Origin of the sequence: Streptomyces sp. NPDC048352, assembly GCF_040651895.1 — a bacterium.
Classification (GTDB): Bacteria; Actinomycetota; Actinomycetes; order Streptomycetales; family Streptomycetaceae; genus Streptomyces.
The window spans coordinates 65,825-86,685 of record NZ_JBEZKZ010000016.1 but is presented as its reverse complement, the minus strand read 5'-3'; the positions used below and the strand labels follow the sequence as shown (position 1 = coordinate 86,685).

Sequence of the window (20,861 nt, the reverse complement as noted above, 5' to 3'; positions counted from 1 at the left end):
GGTTGGACTCCTCCTCCGGGCTGGCTGGGCAGGGCGTCAGGTCCGGGGCCGGACCTGTGGTTCCGCTTCGGGTCCGCTCAGGGGGCGGGGTGCGCTTCCGCGGGGGCCGGGGGCGCTGCCTCCGCCGGGTCGCCGAAGGGCACGACGGCGACGGTGACGTTGTCGTGGCCGCCCCCGTCCAGGGCGTGCCCGACCAGTACCTGCGCGCTGTGCAGCGGGCGGGCGGCCGCGTCCACGGGCAGCACCTGGGCCATCTCCCGCGCGGACTCGGCGTAGTTCCACAGGCCGTCGGTGCACACGACGAGCACGCCGGGGTGGTCCGGTCTGAAGCTGGCGGTGTGCGGATCGAGGTCGTACGCGTCCGCCCCGAGCCAGCCGGTGATGGCGTGGGCCCGGACGTCGGCGTAGGCCTCGGCCTCGCCCATCAGGCCCGCCGCGACCATCTGGGCGGCCCAGGAGTCGTCCTCGGTGAGGCGGCGGGGGAGGGCGGCGCGGTCGTCCGGCACCCAGTAGGCGCGGCTGTCGCCGACCCAGCCGATGGTGAGGACGCCGCCGCTGACGACGGCTCCGACCAGGGTGCAGGCCGGGGCGTTCTGCGCGCCGGGGGGCTGCGGGGCGAGGGCGCTCACCGCGGCGGCCGCCGCGAGGATCGCCTCGCGCATGGCCTCCGAGGGGTGGGCGCCGCGCGGAAGGGCTTCGAGCAGCGCCTCGTTGGCGGCGCCGGCGGCGGCCGCCGACGCCTCGTCGGGGCGGCTGGCGGAGGAGACACCGTCGCAGACGATGGCGACGGTGGCGGCGGAGCCGTCGGGCAGGGCGGTGGCCGACACCGCGAAGGAGTCCTCGTTGCGGTGGTGGCGCAGGCCGCGGTCGCTGACGGCGGCGACGCTGCAGAGCTCCTCCTCGACGTGGTCCCGCTCGCGGGGCTGCGCGTGCCCGCAGTGCTCGCAGTACCCGTCGGTGTCCACCTGGCCGGCGCGGCAGGCGACGCAGGTCCTGCCCTCCCCCTGCGGGGCGCCGTACGGGGCCTCGTGCGGGTCGCCCTGCGGGGTGCCGCCGTACGCGGCCTCGGGCGGGTCGCCCTGGGGAGTGCCGCCGTGCGGGGCCTCGGGCAGGTCGCCCTGCGGGGTGCCGTCCTGCCGGTCCTCGTGCGCGTGCGGGCCGGCCTGGGCGGCGGCGCCGTACGGGGCTCCGGGTCCGCCGGCGGGCGGGTCGTGGCGGACGCCGCCGGTGCCCGCGTGCGGGGCCGCCGGGCCGCCCTGGGGGGCGCCGCCGTACGGGGCCCCGCGCGGGGGGTCCTGCGGGGCGGGGTGGTACGGGTCCTCGGAGCCGCCGACCGCGGAACCCCACGGGGCCCGCGGCCCGGCTTCGCCCTCCCACCCGGGCGCGGGCACCCCGTACCCGGCCGCGGCCCCGCCGGGTACCGGGGCGGAGTAAGCGGCCCCCGCCGGGACGGGGGCGGGCTCGGGGACGGCGGGCGCGGCCGGGGGCGGCGGCTCGTGGCCGGCCCGGCCCGCCGCACCCGGGGTGGGGGTGACCGGGAGGGTCGGGGTGGGATCCGCGGGAGGGGGCGCGGCGGAGAGGGCGTATCCGCACACGCCGCAGAAACGGTCACCCTCTTCCAGGGGCTCCGCGCAGCCGGGGCAGCCCGACAGCCGATGCATCGACATACTCACACCCACGTCCGGGGACGGAAACGGTTTGCCCGTTCCACCAGTTCGATCCGCTCCTCGCCCCGCTGCGCCAGCCGGGCGAGGACGCGGTAGGAGCGTTCCAGGCCGAAGCGCAGCCCCCGCTCGTCCAGTTGACAGCCGAGCAGCGAGGTCCGGCCGGGGTCGGCACCCCGGCTACCCGACAGTACCCAGTCCAGGGCGGCGCCCAGAACCTCCGTCGCCAGCCGCTCCTGCCGCTCCGGGTCCAGCCCGAACCGCCGCAGCGCCTCCACCTGGACGGACGCCGCCACCAGGTCGGGCAGCAGCTCCTCCTGCGGGGAACGGTCGCGCAGGCGTGCCCGTACGGCCGCCACCCGTGCGGCGGTGTAGTGGATCGAGGCCTCCGGTACGGATTCCAGGGTGCGCACCGCCGCCTCACGGTCCCCGGCCGCCAGCTGGACCCGGGCCAGCCCGAAGGCGGCGCTGACGAACCCCGGGTCGGTGATCCAGACGAGCCGGTAGTACTCGGCGGCGTTGTCCAGCTGCCCCAGGACCTCCGCGCACAGCCCGAGCGCCAGCTTCGGCGCGGGCTCGCCCGGGAAGGCGTCGTAGACGGCGTCGAAGGACAGGGCCGCTATCTCGTCGTCCCCGGTGGCGAGGGAGGCGATCCCGCGGGCCCACACCACCCGCCAGTCGTCCGGATACCGGGCCTCGAGGGCGGCCAGGGCCTGCCCCGCCACGGCCAGTTCGCCCAGCTCCAGCCGGGCGCGCAGTTCCCGCAGCCGCAGCTCGGCGGAGTCGGCGGGGGCCGAGCCCAGCGCGCCGAGCAGGTCGGCGGGGGCGGAGGCGAGCAGGCCCGCCAGGAAGCCGGCGTTGGGGTCGGCCGGGTCCACCAGGGGCACCGGCAGGGCGAGTGCCGTGTCGCGGGCGTCGAGCACCGCGAGCCCGGCCGCGGCGGGCAGCGGCGTACGGGCGCCCGGGCCGCGGGCGGGCGCGGGCGCGGCGGCCGCGGGCGCCTGCCGAGGTCCGGGCAGGGCGGCCCCGGCGACGTGGGTGGCGGTGGTGCCGAGCGCGGGCCCCGCCGCCCCGCCGCTCCCCGCGAAGGCGGCTCCGGCGGGCGAAGCGGACGGAGTGGGCGGAGCGGGCGGAGGGGACGGAACGGACGGCGCGGGCGCGGAAGCGGCGCCGGCCGGTCCGGCCGGCTCCGGCGCGGAGACCGGCGCGTGCGCCGGGCCCTGCGGCAAGCCCGCAGCCTGCCCCGGGACCTGCCCGAGGAGCTGCCCCGGGCCCTCGGGGGACCCCGCCGGCTCCGCGGACCCCGCGCCCGTGATCCGGCTGAAGAGCCCGCCCCGCCGGGAGGCCACGGACCGCACGCCCAGCCGGGACACCTCGGCCCCCGGCGCGTCCTCGTACAGCTGCGTGTCCGGGACCCGCAGCTCCGGCCCGAACAGCGTCGACAGCTGCGGCCGCGGCCGGCCCGTCTGCAGCGCGACCACCTCCCGCAGCACACCCGTCAGCTGGTCGGCCATCTCCTGCGCGGACGCGAACCGCCGCCCCGGATCCGGATCGGTCGCCCGGACCAGCAGCCGGTAGAAGGACTCGTACCGCTGGAACACCTCGATGTGCTCCGGATCCGGCAGCGAGTCCACGAAGACGTTCGTGTAGCCCTGGAAGTCGAAGGTCAGCACCGCCAGCGTGCGCGCCACCGTGTACAGGTCCGAGGCCACCGACGGCCCCAGCTCCGCCACCTCCGGCGCCTGGTAGCCCACCGTCCCGTAGATGGCCGACTCCTCGTCGTCCATCCGGCGGACCGCACCCATGTCGATCAGCTTCAGCTGGTCCTGCTGCTGGATCGCGTTGTCGACCTTGAAGTCGCAGTACAGGAGGTTGCGGCTGTGCAGGTGCCCGAGGGCCTCCAGGGCCTCGATCCCGTACGCGCACGCCTGCTCCACCGGCAGCGGATCACGCCGCCCGTCCGGGCGGCGCCGCTCGTTGGCGATCTCCTTCAGCGACTTGCCGCCCACGTACTCCATGACGATGTAGCCGTCCAGCGAACCCGTCCGCTGGTCCAGGTGTTCCACGAAGTTGTAGATCCGCACGATGTTGGAGTGCTCGATCTCCGCGAGGAAGCGCCGCTCGGAGATCGCCGCCTCCATCGCGTCCTGGTCCCCGGTGTCGAGCAGGCCCTTGAGCACCACCCACCGGTCCGACACCGCCCGGTCCACCGCCAGGTAGACCCAGCCGAGCCCGCCGTGCGCCAGACAGCCCGCCACCTCGTACTGGCCGTGCACCACGTCGCCGGCCCGCAGCTTGGGCACGAAGGAGTACGGGTGCCCGCACTTGGTGCAGAACCCCTCCGTACGGCCCGGCCGCTCCCCCCGCGCCCGGCCCACCGGAGCGCCGCAGTCCGAGCGCGAGCAGAACCGCTTGCGCTCCGGCACCTCCGGACGCTCCAGCACCGCCGCCGAAGGATCCGGACGCGGCACCTCCGGGACGCTGACCAGCCCCGCGCCCAGCCGGCTGCGCCCCGAGGAGGACGCCGCGGAACCCGAACTGCGCACCGACACCGACCGGGTGGACGCCGAGCCCGGGAGCGACCGCGACAGCCGCCCCGACACCGAGCGGCGCGAGGACGAGGAGCGCGAGGACCTCGACGAACGGGCCGACGCGGAGGAGCGGCCGGAGCCGCGCGAACCCGCCGACCCCCGCGAGTCGCCCTGCCGGGCGGCGCTCGTCATCCCCGTCGGCGGCGACACCAGCTCCCCGGCGCCCGCCGCGACCGCACCCACCGGAGCGAGCCCGCAGGTGTCGCAGTACACCTCGCCGCCGCCCATGTCCTCGTACGCCCCCGGGCAGCCGGGGCGAAGGCACGGCGTTCCGATCAGGCTCATGCGTCCTCCTCCCCCGGCCCCACGGGCCGGTCCGTCCCGGGCCGGTGCTCCTGCGGCGCCGCCGCCTGCGCCGCCGCCTGCTGGTAGCGCCAGACCGCCTGCTCCGCCGCCCGCAGGTCGCAGGGCGCGCTCCACAGCATCCGCCGGGCCGCGTCGTACCGCTCGATCAGCAGCGGATCCTCCGCCAGACCCTGCCGGGCCACCTTGGCCTTGTACGCGTCGAGCCGCCCGCGCAGCTCGGCCCGGACCGCCAGCGGCGCCGTCACCGCGGTCAACGATTTACGGGCCCGCCGGAGTTCCTCCTCGGCCCGGTCCTCCAGCGCGTCCAGCAGCGGGGACAGCCGGTGCCACTGCGAGCGCCGCCGGTACTCGGCCGCCGCCGCCAACTGCTCCTGGAGGGCCGTCGGCGGACCGCTCACCGCCGGAACCTCCGACGCCGCGATCTTCGCCAGCACCTCCACGCGCGCCGTCCGCGCCTCCGCCAGCGTCCGGTCGGCCCGCGACAGCAGGTCCCGCACCGCGATCAGCCGCTGCTCCGCGTCCTGCCGCACGGTCAGGACCGCCTCCACCTCGCGCCGTACGTCGTCCAGCGCGCGCGCCGCCCGGTCGTAGCGGGCGGTGTCCGGACGGCCCCCGCCCGGCGCGGAACTCCCCGACGCCGGCAGCCAGAAGGCCAGCGGGTCCGCGATCACCGCCTCCCGCAGCTGCGCCAGCTCGGCGGTGATCTCCTCCAGGTCGTCCCCCGAGGGGTGCTCACCCGGCCGCACCCCCACCGAGTGCGCCAGCGAGCGCGTCCGGTGCAGCTCGGCCGCGAGCAGGTCGATCCGCGCCGGCAGCGCCGACCAGACGGCGTCGGCGGCGACCACCACGTCCAGGGACGACGCGTACAGCTCGTTCATCCGCGCCACCAGCTCGGCCAGCGAGAAGCGCTCGGCCAGCCCCACGCCCTGCGCCCCTGCCCCGGCGATCGTCACCCCCGGTCCGCGCAGCCGCTCCGTCAGCTCCGCCAGGTCCTCACGGCTGGGCCAGCGGCGCCGCTCGCGGATCTCCCGGGCGGCGGCCAGCGCCCCGCTGTAGGCGTCGAAGTACGTCCACAGGCGGGTCACCGCCGCGTCGGCGGCGGCCCACCGCTCCTTGGTGACCCCGCTCAGCGCGGCACCCTCCAGCAGCCGCCGCCCCGCGTGGTCCTGGAGAGCGAGCAGGGAGGTCTCGACGGCCTCGTGCTCCGCGCCCAGGCGCGCCAGCGCGCGGTCGACGTCGTCCCGGTCCATCACCGGCCCCGCCCCCGGCCGGCCCGCACCGGGCCCGCCCGCAGGAGGTCCCCCCGCCGGGAGGCCGCCCGCCGGGAGGCCGCCCGTACGGGACCCGCTCGTATGGGGCTCGCTCACGTACCGCTCCGAATCCGCCACCGGCCTCAGCCGTCCCGGTACTTGGGCGCCGGCGGCACGCCGGCCCCCGGCAGCACGCCCTCGAAGTGCTTCTTGTACGAGGTCGCCCACGGGCTCTGGTCACCGCCCGCCCGGTAGTTCTCCAGCACCTTGTTCACCCGGCGCACCAGGTCCGAGGCGTCCTTGTTCATCGCCACCCCGTAGAACTCGCGGGTGAACGGCGCCCCGACCAGCTGCACCGAAGGGTCCTGCGCCGCCTGCCCGGCGGCCAGCGCGTTGTCGGTGATGATCCCGTCCACCTCGCCCAGCTGGAGCCGCACCAGGCAGTCCAGCTGGTTCGGCACGGACACCCCGACCGCGCCGTACGACTGGGACCTCAGGGCCGCCTCCGCCGTGGAACCGGCGGCCGTGCAGATCCGGCGACCCTTCAACGAGGCGTCGTACCCCTTGATCGGCGAACCCTTGGGCACCAGCACCTGCTGCCCGGCCTCGAAGTACGCCGTGGAGAAGGCCACGTCCTCCAGGCGCTTGCAGTTGATCGTCATGGTCCGCACGACGATGTCGACGCGGCCCTCCTGGAGCGCCGGGATCCGCTGACTGGTCGGGACGGCCCGGTAGATGACCAGCTCCTCGTTGCCGAGGATGTCCTTGGCTATGGCCTTGACCAGGTCGATGTCGAAACCGTCCAGGTGGCCGTCCGGGTTGCGGTAGCCCCACTTGAAGCTGTTCTGGTCCACGCCCGCCACGAGCTTGCCCGCCTTGCGGATCCGCTCGATCGCCGGACCGTCCAGCCCCGAGGGGCGCAGGCTCGCCTCCGGGTCCTGGCAGGTGTCGGCCGGCGCGAGCGGCACCGCCGCCACCGAAGCCGGCTCGTGCACCACCCCGGACCCGCCGCCGGGCGAGGAGCCCGCGAGCGGCAGCAGCACGGCCGCCGCCGTCACCGCGCAGGCCGCGGCCATCGCGCTCACCCCGCCCCAGCCGCGCAGCCGGCCCGCCGCGCGCCGCACCCGGGCCGCACCGGACGGGCGCGGCCCGGCGGCGGCCGGCGCCCCGGCGCCCTCCGCCTCCTGCGGCGTCCCCGTCCCGTACCGCCCGGGCCGCTCCGGCCGTGTCCCTCGTATCCGCATCGATCTCACCTGTACTCCGAAAGCCTGCGGCCGATGCCGAGGAGGGCCGCCGCCGCGCCGGCGACCGCCAGCACCGCCGAGCCCGTCACCAGCCCGCCCAGGGCGCCGAGTCCGTCCCGGGCGGCCAGGGTGAACTGCTTCTGCTCATGGGCCACGGCCCGCTCCAGGGAGGCGTCCACCGTGTCGAACGAGGCCCCGCTGCTGTCCTTGTGCGTCTCGTCCCCGATGACCTGGGGCAGGGCGAGCTCGTAGTCGCCCTTCATGTCGGCGTCACGGGCCGCCGCGTGCCGCTGCTTCCACTGCGCCACTCCCGCCACGGCCTTGGAGACGGGCTCCCGCCCGCTGCCGTCGTCGGCCAGCCGCAGCGCCCGCGCCAGACCGGCGTCGAGCTGTTCCATGTTCTTCTCGTAGTCCACGTCGTACTTGTCGGACTTCTTGTCCTCGGCCAGTACGGCGCCCCGTGCGATCAGCGTCAGGTTCTCGTTCGCCCGCGCCTGGAGCGAGGCGATGCGCGCGTCGTTGAGCACCTTCAGGGACTCCTGCCCGTCCGCCCTGGCCTCACCCAGCCCGGCCCGGGCCACCGACTGGCCCACCGTCAGCCACAGCAGCACCACCGCCGCCGCGGCGGTCGCCGCCAGCAGACCGTGGTTGAACACCCGGTTGGTACGCCGGTAGCTGCGCCGCTGCGCCCAGCCGAGCGCACCGAGGGCGAGCACGCCCGCAGCCGTCGCCGCCACCGGCCAGGACCGGGCGTCGTCGTAGTCCGTGTACAGCCGGCCCGTCTCCGCCTCGTACAGCCGCTGCGCGGCCGGCAACAGCACGGTGCTCATCTGCTCGTTGGCGTAGCGCAGGTAGGCGCCGCCGAGCGGCAGGCCCTGCCGGTTCGTCGCCCGGGCCTGCTCGATCAGGCCGGTGTAGCGCGGCAACTGCTCGCCGAGCAGGGCGATCTCCTTGCGGGACTCCCCGCCGGCCCCGGTGTTGGCCGCCGCGCTCACCAGCAGCCGGGAGGCGTTCGCGATGTCCTTCTCGTATCGCTTGCGGACCTCCCGCGGCTCCTGGGCGCCCGCGAGGAAACCGCTGGAGGAGGCCGTGTCGGCATCGGCGAGGGACCGGTAGATGCTCGCCGCGTCCGCGCTCAGCGGCTGGCTGCGGCCCACCACGTCCTGCGCGGCCGCGACCCGGCCGGCGACCTCCCACACGGCCACGGCGCCGAACAGCACGACCAGCGCGGCCAGCACCGCGCCGATGATCCGCAGCCGGCCCGGTTCGGTCGTCGCCGCGGCGCGCAGCCGCTCCACGCCCTCGGCCCAGGCGGTACCGCGCCCGGGCGGCGCGGGCGGCGGCCCGGAGGTACCGCCCCCGGGCGCGGACGCGCGTGTCGTGATGGCCACCGTGACCTCCCCCTCGGTCCCTCTGCTCCGCAGCAGTATGGCCGTAGCAGCGCCCGGCCACAGCACCCGGTGCCCGATCTTGGACGATCCCCCTTCCGAACCGCCCCGGCCGACGGCCCCTGTCCCGCCCCCGCGGTTTCCCCCGTCACTCCCGACCGTCAATACGCCGCAAGGGCCCCGGCGGTTCCCGCCGTACGGCTTGGCAGGCCGGTTTCACTCGATGGGATGTGGTCCCCGGACGCGGCTGACCTCCCCGTACGGGGGATGGCCCGGCGCCGTGACGAAGCGGGGGACCGGGCGCGCCGGCCGGGCCCGGCTCCGTCTTCTCCCGGGAAGGGCGCCTCACTCGAAGTGGGCGCGGAGCCTCGTCAGGGCGGCGGGCGGCGCGTGCAGGGCGTCCAGGCCCAGGAGGGCGGCGCCCAGGACCGGGGCCGCCGTGACCACCGAGACGCGGGCCCGGGGCGCGCGGTGGGACAGCAGTTCCTCGATGCGGCCGTTCAGCTGCGGGTGCCGGGCCGCGAGGACGCCGCCGCCCAGCAGCACCGGCACCTCCTGACCCAGCAGCCCCAGCCGGTCCAGAGCCACCGAGGCCAGCGCCACCACCTCCCCGGCCTGCCGCTCCACGACCGCCGAGGCCACCGCGTCGCCCGCCGCCGCCACCGCGAACAGCACCGGCACCAGCTCGTGCAGCCGCCCCCGGTCCAGCCCGCCCAGGTGCAGCGCCTCGATCAGCGCGGCCATCGACGCCAGCCCGAAGTGCGCCGGCAGGGCCGCCGCCAGGGCCGTCGGGCCGCCCCGCCCGTCCTCGGCCCGCGCCGCCCACCACAGCGCCTCCTGCGCCAGGCCGCTCCCGCCGCCCCAGTCCCCGGAGATCTGCCCGAGGGCGGGGAACCGGGCGGTGCGCCCGTCGGGGAGCATCCCCACGCAGTTGATGCCCGCCCCGCACACCACCGCGACCCCCCGCGGCCGGTCCACGCCCGCCCGCAGGATCGCGAAGGTGTCGTTGCGCACCTCGGTGGCCGCGCCCCAGCCGCGCGCCGCGACCGCGTCGGCCAGCCGGCGCTCCTCCACCGGGAGGTCGGCGTTGGCCAGGCAGGCGGAGACCCGCGCCGCGCGGGGCACCCCGGGCAGCCCGGCGGCCGCCGCGGCCTTGGCGACGGCCTCCGCGAGCACGTCCACGGCCGCCTCCACCCCGGTCAGGGGCGGCTGGAAGCCCCCCGCCCGCCCGGTGCCGAGGACCGTTCCGTCGGCGGCGACGAGGGCGGCGTCGGTCTTGCTGTTGCCCGCGTCGATCGCGAGGACGGCGGGGGCCATCGGGACCGCGGGCCCGGCTACGCCCATGGCAGGTGCTCCTTGTTGTGCGCGAGCAGCCGGTCCGTCAGCCCCTCGGCCAGGTCGTACTGCCCGACGAGCGGGTGCGCCAGCAGGGCCCGGAAGACCCGCTCGCGCCCCCCGCGCAGGGCCGCGTCCAGTGCGAGCTCCTCGTACGCGCTGACGTGCGCGACCAGCCCGGCGTACAGCGGGTCGAGGCGGGGCGCGGGCAGCGGTACGGGGCCGTCGCCGTCGACGCGCGCCTGCACCTCGATCACGGCGTCGTCCGCCAGGAAGGGCAGGGTGCCGCCGTTGCGGGTGTTGACCACCTGGACGGACGGCCCGCCGCCGCCCAGCAGGGCGGCCGCCAGGTCCACGGCCGCCTCGGAGTAGAAGGCCCCGCCCCGCGCCGCCAGCAGTGCGGGTTTCTCGTCGAGCGCGGGATCCCCGTACAGGGCGAGGAGTTCCCGTTCCATCGCGGCGACTTCGGCGGCCCGCGACGGCTTCGCGCCCAGCTCGCGCACCACCTCGTCGTGGGCGTAGAAGTAGCGCAGGTAGTACGAGGGCACCACGCCGAGCCGGTCGAGCAGGGCGCGCGGCAGGCGCAGGTCGGCGGCGACGGCGTCCCCGTGTCCGGCGAGCAGCCGCGGCAGGACGTCGGGGCCGTCCGGGCCGCCCAGGCGCACTCCCAGTTCCCAGGTCAGGTGGTTGAGGCCGACGTGTTCGAGGTGGAGCTCGGCGGGCGCCACCTCCAGCAGCGCCGCGAACTTCCGCTGGAGGCCGATGGCGACGTTGCACAGCCCGACCGCCTTGTGCCCGGCCCGGAGCAGGGCCCGGGTGACGATCCCCACCGGGTTGGTGAAGTCGATGATCCAGGCGTCCGGGGCGGCCCGGCGGACCCGTTCGGCGATGTCCAGGACGACCGGGACGGTGCGCAGGGCCTTGGCGAGGCCGCCCGCGCCGGTGGTCTCCTGGCCGACGCAGCCGCACTCCAGGGGCCAGGTCTCGTCCCGGAGGCGGGCCGCCTGCCCGCCGACGCGCAGCTGGAGCAGTACCGCGTCGGCTCCGGCCACCCCGGCCTCCAGGTCGGAGGTGGTGGTGACGCGCCCGGGGTGGCCCTGGCGGGCGAAGATCCGCCGGGCCAGTCCGCCGACCAGCTCCAGCCGGTCGGCGGCGGGGTCGATCAGGACGAGTTCCGTGACGGGCAGGGTGTCGCGCAGCCGCGCGAAGCCGTCGGCCAGTTCGGGGGTGTAGGTGGAACCGCCGCCCACCACTGCGAGTCTCATCGGGGTCAGCCTTTCACTCCGGTCAGGGTGACTCCCTCGACGAACGCCTTCTGGGCGAAGAAGAAGAGGACGATCACCGGGGCCATGACGAGCACCGTCGCCGCCATGGTCAGGTTCCAGTTGGTGTGGTGCGCCCCCTTGAAGGATTCCAGCCCGTAGCTGAGGGTCCAGGCGGCCGGGTTGTCGGAGGCGTAGATCTGCGGGCCGAAGTAGTCGTTCCACGCGGAGAAGAACTGGAACAGCGCGACGGCCGCGATCCCCGGCTTCGCCATGGGCAGGACGACGCGCAGCAGGGTGCGCACCTCGCCGCACCCGTCGACGCGGGCCGCGTCGAGGTACTCGTCGGGGATGGTCAGCAGGAACTGCCGGAGCAGGAAGACGGAGAAGGCGTCGCCGAACGCCAGCGGGACGATCAGCGGCCACAGGGTGCCGGAAAGGCCCAGCTGCTTGGCCCAGAAGAGGTACATCGGGATGACCACCACCTGCGGCGGCAGCATCATCGTCGCGATCACCAGCAGCAGGCAGATCCGCTGCCCGCGGAAGCGGAACGTGGCGAGCGCATAGGCCACCGGGACCGAGGAGACCACGGTCAGCAGGGTCCCCAGCCCGGCGTACAGCAGGGTGTTGCGCCACCAGGTCAGGAATCCCGGGGTGTTCCACACCTGGGCGTAGTTGTCCCAGACCCAGGTGTCCGGCACCAGATCGCGGGTGAGCGCCTGCTGGTCGGTCATCAGCGAGGTCAGGAAGAGGAAGACGAAGGGGAGGACGAAGAACAGGGCGGCGGCCACACCCAGGGAGTGCACCCCGACCCAGTGCAGCACGGCCCGGCGGCTGTGCGTACTCATGCACCCGCTCCGATCAGCCCGCCACGGCGGCGCATCAGGAGCGCGGTGAAGGCCATGGAGAGGACGAACAGCACCAGCGCCACGACACACGCGGTGCCGTAGTCGAAGCGCTGGAATCCGAGGTTGTAGACGAGCTGGGGCAGGGTCAGCGTGGACTTGTCCGGGTAGCCGGGATCGAACTGCTGGCCCGAGCCGCCGATCACCCCGGCCGCCACCTTCCCGGCCACCAGCGGCTGGGTGTAGTACTGCATGGCCTGGATGACCCCGGTGACCACCGCGAACATGACGATCGGCGAGATGTTCGGCAGGGTGATGTGCCGGAACCGCGCCCAGGCACCCGCCCCGTCCAGCTCGGCGGCCTCGTACTGCTCCTTCGGTACGTCGAGCAGCGCGGCCATGAAGACGACCATCAGGTCGCCGACCCCCCACAGCGCGAGGGCGGTCAGCGCGGGCTTGGACCAGTCGGCGTCGGTGAACCAGCCGGGGGCGGGCAACCCCACCGCGTCCAGCAGGCTGTTGACGGGGCCGGTACCGGGGTTGAGCAGGAAGACGAAGGCCAGGGTCGCGGCGACCGGCGGGGCCAGGTAGGGCAGGTAGAACAGGGTCCGGAAGACCCCGGCCCCCGTCTTGATCTTCGTGATGAGCAGGCCGACGCCGAGGCCGAAGACGACCCGGCAGCCCACCATCACCACGACCAGCCACAGGGTGTTGCGCATCGCCGGCCAGAACAGCGGATAGTCGGTGAAGACGTAGCTCCAGTTGTCCAGGCCGTTGAAGGCGGGCTGCCGGAAGCCGTCGTACTTCGTGAAGGAGAAGTACAGGGTGGACAGCAGGGGGTAGGCGAAGAAGACCGCGAAACCGGTCAGCCAGGGGGACATGAAGGCCGCGGTCCGCAGGGCGGACCGGCGGCGCTTCGCCCGCAGGGTGGGGGTGCTCATCGGGGTCAACCGGCCTTCGCGATGTCCGTGTCGATCTGCCTGTCCGTCTTGGCGAGCCCGGCCGCGAGGTCGGGGACGTCGCCCTTCTCGACGGCGTACGCGAAGTCCTGGAAGGTCAGCTGGTAGGCGCCGCCGTCGGCCTGGGCCGGGGTGGTGTTCGACTTCGGGTGCCGGGCGATGTCGAGGAACGTCTTCGACTCCGGGGTCACCTGGAGCTGGGGGGAGGCGAGCGCGGGCAGGGTCGAGGGCACGTTGTGGATGGCGTTGGCGAAGGCGACCACGGCCTCGGTGTCGGTGGTCATGTACCGCACCAGTTCCCAGGCGGCGTTCTGCTTCCGGCTCGCGGAGGAGATGCCCATGATGGTGCCGGAGAGGTAGCCCTTGCCGTAGTCGGCCCGCTGGTCGTCCGGTACGGGCAGCGGGGCGGTACCGATCTCGAAGGGGACGCCGGCCGCCTTGGCCATGGCCGGCCGCCACTCGCCGTCGATCTGCATGGCGACGAGCCCCTTGTGGAAGGGGTGTTCGGCGCTCAGCTCGTCGCCGAACGTGGAGCGGAAGCGTTCCAGTTTCCCGTAGCCGCCGAGCCTGGCGACCAGGTCCTTCTGGGCGGTCAGCATCTTCGCGAAGGCGGGGTCGCCGGCGAGGTTCGACGCGCCGTCGGCGGTGAAGTAGGTCGGGCTCCACTGCGCGGCCAGCCGCGTCGGGGTGGTCTCGTAGCCGTGGAAGGTGGGCATCACGCCGAGCTGCTCGTACGAGTCCCCCTTGGGCTTCGTCAGCTTCTCCGCCACCTCGGCGAACTCGCTCCAGGTCCGGGGCGGTTCGGTGATCCCGGCGGCCGCGAAGGCGGTCTTGTTGTAGACGAGGCCGTAGGCGTCGTGGAGGAGCGGCAGGGTGCACTGGTTGCCGTTGAACTGGGTGTAGTCCAGCAGGGTCTGGGGGAAGACCTTCGTCTTGTCGATCCCGGACTTCCGGAGGAAGGGGTTCAGGTCTGCGAAGGCCTTGGAGTTGCAGAACGCGCCGACGCTGTCGGTGGCGAAGGAGGAGACCACGTCCGGCGCCTTGTCGCCGCCGGCGCGCAACGCCTGGTTGATCTTGGCGTCGGTCATGTTGCCGGTGGCCTTGACCTTGATGTTCGGGTGCGCCTTCTCGAAGCGGGCGATGTTCTCCTCGATCGCCTTGACCTCGGCGGGAGCGGACCAGCCGTGCCAGAAGGAGAGGGTGACGTCGGCCTTCGGGTCGTCGGCGGCGGGGGCGCCGCCCTGACCGGCGCAGCCGGCGGTGAGGACGGATATGGCGGCCAGGGCGGCCGCGGTGGTGGTCAGGCGTGCGGCTTTGGGCATGGCGGAGCTCGCTCTCTGGGGGAGAACCGGGGATGAGGGGTCGGGGCGTCTAGCGGGAGGTGTCGAAGACGTCCTCGCGGGTGGTGGCCAGGGCGCATTCCAGGGCGCCGCGCAGGACCGGCCGCTCGGGCACCTCGCCGGTGACGAGTCGGGGCCGGGAGGGCGCCAGTTCGGCGAGTTCCTCCTCCAGCAGGGCGCGCAGCGGCTCGCCGCCCGCGGTGATCAGGATGCCGGACAGGACCACGATCTCCGGGTCCAGTACGGAGACCAGCGAGGCCAGGCCGGTGGCCAGCGCGGTGGCGTACGACCGGAGGAAGCGCAGGCGGGCCCCCTCGGGCTCGGCGGCGGCCCGCCGCAGCAGTTCGGCCCCGGCGGCCACCTGCGCCGCCGGCCGGGCGTCCGGGGCGGCGGCGGCCCGGACGCCGGCGGTGGCGGCGAGCGAGGGCAGTGCCTGGACGCCGGCCAGTTTCTGGTAGCCGCCGCTGTTGGCCCGGGTGACCTGGCGGACCAGGGGGTGGCCGGGCACGGGCAGGAAGCCCACCTCGCCCGCGCCGCCGGTCCAGCCGCGGTGCAGCCGGCCGCCGAGCACGAGGGCGGCGCCGAGGCCCTCCTCGTTCCACAGCAGGACGAAGTCCTCGTGGCCGCGGGCCGCGCCGAGGCGCTGCTCGGCGACCGCGGCGAGGTTCACGTCGTTCTCGTACTCGACCGGCATCGGCAGGGCGGCTGCCAACTCGTCGAGGAGGGTGGGGGAGTGCCAGCCGGGCAGGTGGCCGGCGTAGCGCAGCCGGCCGGAGCGGGGGTCGAAGGCACCGGGGGTGGCGATGACCAGGCGGTGCAGGTCGCGGCGGCCGAGGCCGGCGTCCTGGAGGGCCCCGTCCAGGGCCCGGGTCACCTGGCCGACGGCGCCGGCCTCCTCGGTGCAGGGGAGCTCGAAGGCTCCGGTCACGGTGCCGGTCAGGTCGGCGACGGCGGCCAGCACCCGCTCGGGGGTCACGTCGAGGCCGGCGACGTGGGCGGCGCGGGCGTTGAGCGCGTACAGCTGGGCGTTCGGGCCGGGACGGCCGCCGTGGGTGCCGGTGGCGACGACCAGCCCGGCGGCTTCCAGCCGGGCCAGCAGCTGCGAGGCGGTGGGCTTGGAGAGGCCGGTGAGGTGCCCGATGCGGGTCCGGGACAAGGGGCCGTGCGTCAGCAGCAGCTCCAGGGCGGCGCGGTCGTTCATGGCGCGCAGCAGGCTGGGGGTTCCGGGGGTGGCGGCGGGCATGACGGGACTCTCCCTCACCGAGACGCACTGTTAGGTAAGTTTCCTATCAGCGCTTGAGCGGTGTCAATGCCGCTGCCCCGCCGGACGGAACCGGCGGGGCAGCGGGTGGCGGGAGAGGGCGGGGTGCGCTACTTGGGCAGCCGGACCCCGCCGGGCAGCGGCGGAGACGCCGGGATCGGCGCGGTGGCCAGGGACTGCGGGGACGCCGGGTTGGCCAGCGCCGAGGGGGCGGCGACCGCGGCCGCCGGGTCGCCCGGGGCGGCCTCCTCCTCGTCGGGGGCCGGAGCGCCGCCGATGATCCGGATGCCGGCCGCGTCGAAGGCCTCCTTGATGCGCCAGCGCAGCTCGCGCTCCACCGAGAGCTGCTGGCCCGGCATGGTCTTCGCCGACACCTTCACGCTCATGGAGGCCAGCAGCACCTCGTCCAGGCCCAGCACCTCCACCGGGCCCCAGAGGCGCTCGTTCCACGGGGTCTCCTTGGCCAGGTCGTCCGCGACCTCCTGGACCACCTCGCGGATGTGCGCCAGGTTCTCCGACGGCTTGACCTGCACCGCCACCCCGGCGGTCGCCCAGCCCTGGCTGAGGTTGCCGATCCGCTTGATCTCGCCGTTGCGGACGTACCAGATCTCGCCGTTGTCCCCGCGCAGCTTGGTCACCCGCAGGCCGACCTCGATCACCTCGCCGGAGGCCACCCCCGCGTCGATCTTGTCGCCGACGCCGTACTGGTCCTCCATGATCATGAACACGCCGGACAGGAAGTCCGTCACCAGGTTGCGCGCACCGAAACCGATCGCCACACCGGCCACACCGGCACTCGCCAGCAGCGGCCCCAGATCGATCTTCAGGGCGGCCAGGACCATCAGCGCGGCCGTACCGAGGATCAGGAACGAGGACACGGAACGCAGCACCGAGCCGATCGCCTCCGAGCGCTGGCGGCGCCGCTCGGCATTGACCAGCAGCCCGCCGAGCGCGGTGCCCTCGACGGCCTCCGCGCTGGAGTTCATCCGGCTTATCAGCTTGGTCAGCGCCTTGCGGACCACCGTGCGCAGCGCGACCGCGATCACGATGATCAGGAGGATCCGCAGGCCGATGCTCAGCCAGGTGGCCCAGTTCTCCTCGACGAAGCTCGCGGCGTTCGTCACGCTCTCGGCTGCTTCGTCGGTGGTGTTCGCTGCCTGCGGTAGCAGGGTGGCGGGCGAGGGCACGGCGGGAACCTCCAGGGCATAGCGGTCCGCCCGCGGAACGGTGGTGCGGAGTGTGCGGGCAGGCCATCCACACTAACGGGGCACGGCGCCGACCTCGTTGCGATGTTCGAGGGAGAGACACGACTCACCTGGGGATGAAAGGGAGTGTGGTCGAAAACACCCCGGGCCCGTTACCGGCGCGTGGTGGCGCTTCGACCAGCCGTAAGGGGAGACTGGAAAGCAGATCGTCCCGGCGCGAGCCACGCGCCGCCGGCGTACAAGGAGGCAGTCCGTGCCGCACGTCCTGGTCCTCAACGCGTCGTACGAGCCCCTCGGCGTCGTACCGCTCCGCCGCGCGCTCGTCCTCGTGCTGGAGAACAAGGCCATCTCCCTCGAGGAATCGGGCGCCTTCCTGCACAGCGCGACCCGAGCCGTCCCCGCGCCCAGCGTGGTCCGGCTCAAGCGCTTCGTGCGGGTCCCCTACCGGGGGCCCGTTCCTCTCACCCGCCGCGCGCTGTTCGCCCGCGACGGCGGCCGCTGCATGTACTGCGGGGCCGTCGCGACGAGCGTGGACCACGTCATCCCGCGCAGCCGGGGCGGGCAGCACGCCTGGGACAACGTGGTCGCCGCGTGCCGGCGGTGCAACCACGTGAAGGCGGACCGGCACCTGCTGGAACTGGGCTGGCGGCTGCGCCACCAGCCGGCTCCGCCGACGGGGCTGGCGTGGCGGATCATCGGCACGGGGCACCGGGACCCGCGGTGGATGCCGTACCTCCAGCCCTACGGGGCGGACGACGCGCTGGACCGCATCGGAGTCACCGCCTGACCCTCACGGGGTGACCGCGAGGGCCGTCGCGGACCAGAGGCTGCAGCCGAAGCGCGTCGCGCGGCGTTCGCACGTGACGCGGACGAAGCGGGTGTCGGGCGCGTCCAGCCGGACCGTGTCCACCCCGCCCCGGGAGGACACCACCGCACCCGGGCGCCACGTGGCCCCGTCGCGGGACGTCTCCACCCTGAACCGGGAGGGGTAGGCCTCCTGCCAGTGCAGGGTCAGCAGGCCGACCCGGGCCGGGGAGGCCAGCTCGGCCTGCCACCAGGCGCCGTCCACCGCCGGGGAGGACCACCGGGTCGCGGCGGAGCCGTCCACCGCCGCCGACGCCGGGAACTGCGGGGCCTCGTCCCCCGAGGAGGAGGCGCGGGCCGTGCGCAGCAGGTCCGGGCCGCCCGTGCGGGGGACCGCCCGGACGGTGAGGGTGCGCACCTCCCCGTCGAAGGCCAGCGGCACCGCGTACACCCCGGCCGGGGTGCCCGCCGCGACGGTGACCTCCACCGGGACCGTGACCGTCGAGCCCCGGGGGACGGCGACGTCCTGCGGGATCCGGACCTGCACCCCGGCCGGCGCGGTCGCCGTGAGCGGGCCGCGGACCTCTCCGGGGCGCAGCGCGGACAGCAGGGCCGACACCGTGCGCGGGGCGCCGCCGATCTCCGCGTCGGCGCGGCCCCCCTCGGCCAGCTCGAAGCGGGCCCGCGGACCGTCCGCGAACCACGGGACCACCTGGTGCACCACCGGCTCCGGGCCCGTCCACGACAGCCGGACCGCGTCCGCCCGCACGCCCGCCGCGTCGGCCTGCGTCCAGCCCGACACCGCCGCCTCGCCGAGGCGGCGCCAGCCCTCGCCCGGCACGTGCGCCTCCACCACCGCGCCCCGGGCGCCCGGGGCCAGCGGATCCGTCATCACCGTGACCGCGGCGAGCGGCCGCGCGGAGTCCAGCCGGACGGTATGGGCGCCCGGCTCGCGCAGCACCGTCCCGTCCTTGCGGGCCGCGCCCGTCCAGGCGTCCGACTCCGCGGCCGCCCTCGCCAGGAAGGGGTCCAGCACGGAGGCGTCCACCTTCACCCCGCCCGGCTCCGCCAGCGCCCGCCGCGCCGCCGCGAGCTGCCGCGAGGCCTGCCAGGCGGCCGCCCCGTCACCCCGGGCCTCGGCCCGCAGCAGGTCGACGGCCAGCTCGCCGGCGGCCCCGTACCGCGAGAGCCGCTCCAGCCACGGCCCCGCCTCCGAGGTGAGGGACGGCAGCCGGGCCGGGGCCTCCCGCAGCACCGTGAAGGCGGCCCGCAGCCGGTCACCGGCCTTCGGGTCCCCGCCGGCGCGGGCCCGCCAGAACTCCTCCACCAGCGGCTTCAGATAGGCCGACTCCTCCACCTTCAGGCCCGAGGAGGCGGTGTTCCCGGCCAGCGCCGCCAGCGCCGCCCGGGTCCGCGGATCGGGGCCCGACAGGTCGCGGACCGCCGCCGCCCAGGACTCGCCGGCCCGGTAGCCGCGCGGGTTCCAGGCGTAGTCGGCGGCCGTGAACAGCGGGATCCGCGACAGGGTGCCCTGCGCCATCGCGTTGGCCAGCACCCCGGCCGAACCGCCCGCCACCGCCGGCTCGCGCCCCGCGTACGGGCCCAGGAAGATGCGGCCCGGGTCCCAGTCGTTGACCGGGTAGTTGTCCATGGTGACCAGCGGATGCGCGAGCGCGGCCCGCGCCCCCGCCAGCTCCTTGCCGGTGATGGTGCGCGGCACCACGCCCACGCCCGTCCAGGCCACCTCCACGCGCGGATCCAGCGCCCCGGCCAGGGCCGTGCGGTAGGCGGTGGCGCCCTCCTGGAAGTACTCCGTCGGCAGCAGCGACAGCGGGGCCGCCCCCGGATGCCGCGCGGCCAGGTGGGCCGCCAGCTCGCCCGCGACCTCGGCGTGCGCCTTCGCGGCCGCCGCGGGGCCCGTCCCGTACCGCACCCGGTCGGCCCGGCAGCCCCACTCGGTGTAGCTGACGTCCTGGAACTGCACCTGGAACGCCCGGAAGCCCAGCTCCCACATGGCGTCGGCCTTGCGCAGCAGCGCCGCCCGGTCCTCCGCCGAGGCCAGGCACATGGACTGCCCCGGCGACACCGCCCAGCCGAGCACCACCCGGTTGGCGCGGGCCCGCTCGGCCAGCGCCCGGAACTCCTCCTGCCGCTCCTCCGGGTACTCCTCGCGCCAGGCCGTGGTGCGGTACGGGTCGTCACCGGGCGCCAGCAGCAGCCGGTTCTGCTTGGTGCGGCCGAGGAAGTCCAGCTGGGCCAGGCGCTGCTCCCGGGACCAGGGCTGCCCGTAGAACCCTTCGGTGATCCCGCGCACGGGGGCGATGGGCCAGTCCCGCACCAGCATCCCGGGCACCTTCCCGTGCCCGGCCGCCAGCAGTTGACGCAGCGTCTGCGCGGCGTGGAAGAGCCCGTCCTCGCCGACGCCGGCCAGCGCGACCGTGTCCCGCCCGCCGGTGCGGCCCACCGCCAGCCGGTAGCCGCCGCCCGGCAGGTCCCCGGCCGGGGCCGCGCCCAGCGCCCGCAGGGCCTCCTCGGCGTCCGGGCCCTGGAGCCGTACGGCCAGGGCCCGTTCGGGCAGGGCCGCTCCCGGGGGCCGCTCGTGCAGGGTCCGTACGCCGGCGGCGCGCAGGGCGGTGCGCACGACCTCGACGGCGTACGGGTCCGCGTCCACGGGCACCACCAGGACGGCCTCCGCCGCGACCGGCACCTCCCGCCCGGGGTCGGCGGTCGCCGACTGCGGCCGCGGCCACACGGCCGGACCCTCGGAAGCGGCTCGGGGAACGTCGGAGCCCGGGTCGAGGACGGGGCCGAGTCCCGACGCGTACACGGGGGCGGAACCGCTGTCCGGGCGCGGGGAGCCGGAGGTCCCGGGCGCGGCGGTGATCCGCGGCGGAGCCGACGCGACGGCCCCGCCGAGCAGGGTCCCGATGACGGCGACGGCCGCGGCCGTGGTCCGCTTCCTGCCCCTGAGCTGCACGGAGCCTCCCCCGTCCCGAGTCGTGCCCCGACCGTACGAACGAGCCAGAGCCCACCACCCGTGCGGCGGGGGTGTCAATGCGGGTGGGTGATCTGACCTGGATCCGCCAGGAATGCGATGCCCCTGACTGGGTATGGCTGCGGTGTTCGCCCCGGGTGTTGCATGGGCGGTCCGACGAACCGCACGAGGGAGGACCCCATGAACGCCCGCACCGCGTCCGCCACCCGCAGGAAACCCGCCCCGCTCGCCCACCTGCCCGTCCCGTCCGGCCCCGGGGACGCGTCGCCGGCCGGCACCGCGCACCCGCCGCTGACCAGCGAACCCCCGCTGGCCGGCTCCGCGTATGCGCCCCTGACCAGTGAATCCCCGCTCGTGGCCGAGGCCCCCCTCACCAGCGAGCCGCTCACCTAGCCCGGTCGCAAGACCGGTC

The 20,861-nt window shown here is 75.3% G+C and carries 15 protein-coding genes; 2 read left to right on the top strand and 13 right to left on the bottom strand.

All coding sequences use genetic code 11. The features are described 5' to 3' along the window. Positions 1-77: 77 nt before the first annotated feature. The 12 genes from AB0D45_RS11720 to AB0D45_RS11665 all read right to left on the bottom strand — a co-directional run bounded on the left by AB0D45_RS11720 (position 78) and on the right by AB0D45_RS11665 (position 16,632). Positions 78-1,667, bottom strand: a complete 1,590-nt coding sequence (locus AB0D45_RS11720) for a protein phosphatase 2C domain-containing protein (RefSeq protein WP_362457384.1) — start codon at positions 1,665-1,667, stop codon at positions 78-80. 2 nt (positions 1,668-1,669) lie between these two features. Then, the gene (locus tag AB0D45_RS11715; protein WP_362457381.1) at positions 1,670-4,540 is read right to left on the bottom strand and encodes a tetratricopeptide repeat protein; all 2,871 of its coding nucleotides are present in this window, start codon (positions 4,538-4,540) and stop codon (positions 1,670-1,672) included. Beyond that, the gene (locus tag AB0D45_RS11710) at positions 4,537-5,811 is read right to left on the bottom strand and encodes a hypothetical protein (RefSeq protein ID WP_362457378.1); all 1,275 of its coding nucleotides are present in this window, start codon (positions 5,809-5,811) and stop codon (positions 4,537-4,539) included. Before AB0D45_RS11710 ends, AB0D45_RS11715 begins: the two co-directional genes overlap by 4 nt. A 143-nt stretch (positions 5,812-5,954) precedes the next feature. Next, complete coding sequence (locus AB0D45_RS11705) at positions 5,955-6,887, bottom strand: glutamate ABC transporter substrate-binding protein (protein WP_361606996.1); 933 nt, start codon at positions 6,885-6,887, stop codon at positions 5,955-5,957. Positions 6,888-7,060: 173 nt separating this feature from the next. Next, positions 7,061-8,353 (bottom strand): hypothetical protein, encoded by a 1,293-nt coding sequence (locus AB0D45_RS11700; protein WP_361606993.1) that lies wholly within the window; start codon positions 8,351-8,353, stop codon positions 7,061-7,063. A 435-nt stretch (positions 8,354-8,788) separates the two neighbouring features. Continuing rightward, complete coding sequence (locus AB0D45_RS11695) at positions 8,789-9,787, bottom strand: BadF/BadG/BcrA/BcrD ATPase family protein (protein WP_362457375.1); 999 nt, start codon at positions 9,785-9,787, stop codon at positions 8,789-8,791. Beyond that, a complete protein-coding gene (locus AB0D45_RS11690; protein WP_362457372.1) occupies positions 9,778-11,043 on the bottom strand; it encodes a 6-phospho-beta-glucosidase in 1,266 nt (421 codons plus the stop codon). Before AB0D45_RS11690 ends, AB0D45_RS11695 begins: the two co-directional genes overlap by 10 nt. Positions 11,044-11,048: 5 nt before the next feature. After that, positions 11,049-11,888 (bottom strand): carbohydrate ABC transporter permease, encoded by an 840-nt coding sequence (locus AB0D45_RS11685; RefSeq protein WP_362457369.1) that lies wholly within the window; start codon positions 11,886-11,888, stop codon positions 11,049-11,051. Further along, positions 11,885-12,826, bottom strand: a complete 942-nt coding sequence (locus AB0D45_RS11680) for a sugar ABC transporter permease (RefSeq protein WP_362457366.1) — start codon at positions 12,824-12,826, stop codon at positions 11,885-11,887. The genes AB0D45_RS11685 and AB0D45_RS11680 overlap by 4 nt, the downstream gene beginning before the upstream one ends. Positions 12,827-12,831: 5 nt before the next feature. Next, entirely contained in the window at positions 12,832-14,166 is a 1,335-nt protein-coding gene (locus AB0D45_RS11675; RefSeq protein ID WP_362457363.1) for an ABC transporter substrate-binding protein, read from the bottom strand. A 49-nt stretch (positions 14,167-14,215) separates the two neighbouring features. Beyond that, a complete protein-coding gene (locus tag AB0D45_RS11670; RefSeq protein ID WP_362457360.1) occupies positions 14,216-15,427 on the bottom strand; it encodes an ROK family transcriptional regulator in 1,212 nt (403 codons plus the stop codon). A 128-nt stretch (positions 15,428-15,555) separates the two neighbouring features. Next, positions 15,556-16,632, bottom strand: a complete 1,077-nt coding sequence (locus AB0D45_RS11665; RefSeq protein ID WP_361606966.1) for a mechanosensitive ion channel family protein — start codon at positions 16,630-16,632, stop codon at positions 15,556-15,558. A gap of 271 nt (positions 16,633-16,903) precedes the next feature. Between AB0D45_RS11665 and AB0D45_RS11660 the strand changes: the two genes are divergently transcribed. Next, positions 16,904-17,437 carry an HNH endonuclease gene (locus tag AB0D45_RS11660; protein ID WP_361606963.1) on the top strand — a complete coding sequence of 178 codons (534 nt, stop codon included), beginning with the start codon at positions 16,904-16,906 and terminating at the stop codon, positions 17,435-17,437. A 3-nt stretch (positions 17,438-17,440) separates the two neighbouring features. On the opposite strand, the gene AB0D45_RS11655 is transcribed toward AB0D45_RS11660, so the two are convergent. Next, complete coding sequence (locus AB0D45_RS11655; protein ID WP_362457356.1) at positions 17,441-20,431, bottom strand: beta-N-acetylglucosaminidase domain-containing protein; 2,991 nt, start codon at positions 20,429-20,431, stop codon at positions 17,441-17,443. 198 nt (positions 20,432-20,629) lie between these two features. Between AB0D45_RS11655 and AB0D45_RS11650 the strand changes: the two genes are divergently transcribed. Further along, a complete protein-coding gene (locus AB0D45_RS11650; protein WP_361602038.1) occupies positions 20,630-20,842 on the top strand; it encodes a hypothetical protein in 213 nt (70 codons plus the stop codon). Positions 20,843-20,861 lie beyond the last annotated feature (19 nt).

What these genes read in the sequence shown, in the direction of transcription:
- AB0D45_RS11720 (WP_362457384.1), bottom strand. Translation starts at nt 1,667, where the DNA reads ATGTCGATGCATCGGCTGTCGGGCTGCCCCGGCTGCGCGGAGCCCCTG.
- AB0D45_RS11715 (WP_362457381.1), bottom strand. Translation starts at nt 4,540, where the DNA reads ATGAGCCTGATCGGAACGCCGTGCCTTCGCCCCGGCTGCCCGGGGGCG.
- AB0D45_RS11710 (WP_362457378.1), bottom strand. Translation starts at nt 5,811, where the DNA reads ATGGACCGGGACGACGTCGACCGCGCGCTGGCGCGCCTGGGCGCGGAG.
- AB0D45_RS11705 (WP_361606996.1), bottom strand. Translation starts at nt 6,887, where the DNA reads ATGGCCGCGGCCTGCGCGGTGACGGCGGCGGCCGTGCTGCTGCCGCTC.
- AB0D45_RS11695 (WP_362457375.1), bottom strand. Translation starts at nt 9,787, where the DNA reads ATGGGCGTAGCCGGGCCCGCGGTCCCGATGGCCCCCGCCGTCCTCGCG.
- AB0D45_RS11690 (WP_362457372.1), bottom strand. Translation starts at nt 11,043, where the DNA reads ATGAGACTCGCAGTGGTGGGCGGCGGTTCCACCTACACCCCCGAACTG.
- AB0D45_RS11685 (WP_362457369.1), bottom strand. Translation starts at nt 11,888, where the DNA reads ATGAGTACGCACAGCCGCCGGGCCGTGCTGCACTGGGTCGGGGTGCAC.
- AB0D45_RS11680 (WP_362457366.1), bottom strand. Translation starts at nt 12,826, where the DNA reads ATGAGCACCCCCACCCTGCGGGCGAAGCGCCGCCGGTCCGCCCTGCGG.
- AB0D45_RS11675 (WP_362457363.1), bottom strand. Translation starts at nt 14,166, where the DNA reads ATGCCCAAAGCCGCACGCCTGACCACCACCGCGGCCGCCCTGGCCGCC.
- AB0D45_RS11670 (WP_362457360.1), bottom strand. Translation starts at nt 15,427, where the DNA reads ATGCCCGCCGCCACCCCCGGAACCCCCAGCCTGCTGCGCGCCATGAAC.
- AB0D45_RS11650 (WP_361602038.1), top strand. Translation starts at nt 20,630, where the DNA reads ATGAACGCCCGCACCGCGTCCGCCACCCGCAGGAAACCCGCCCCGCTC.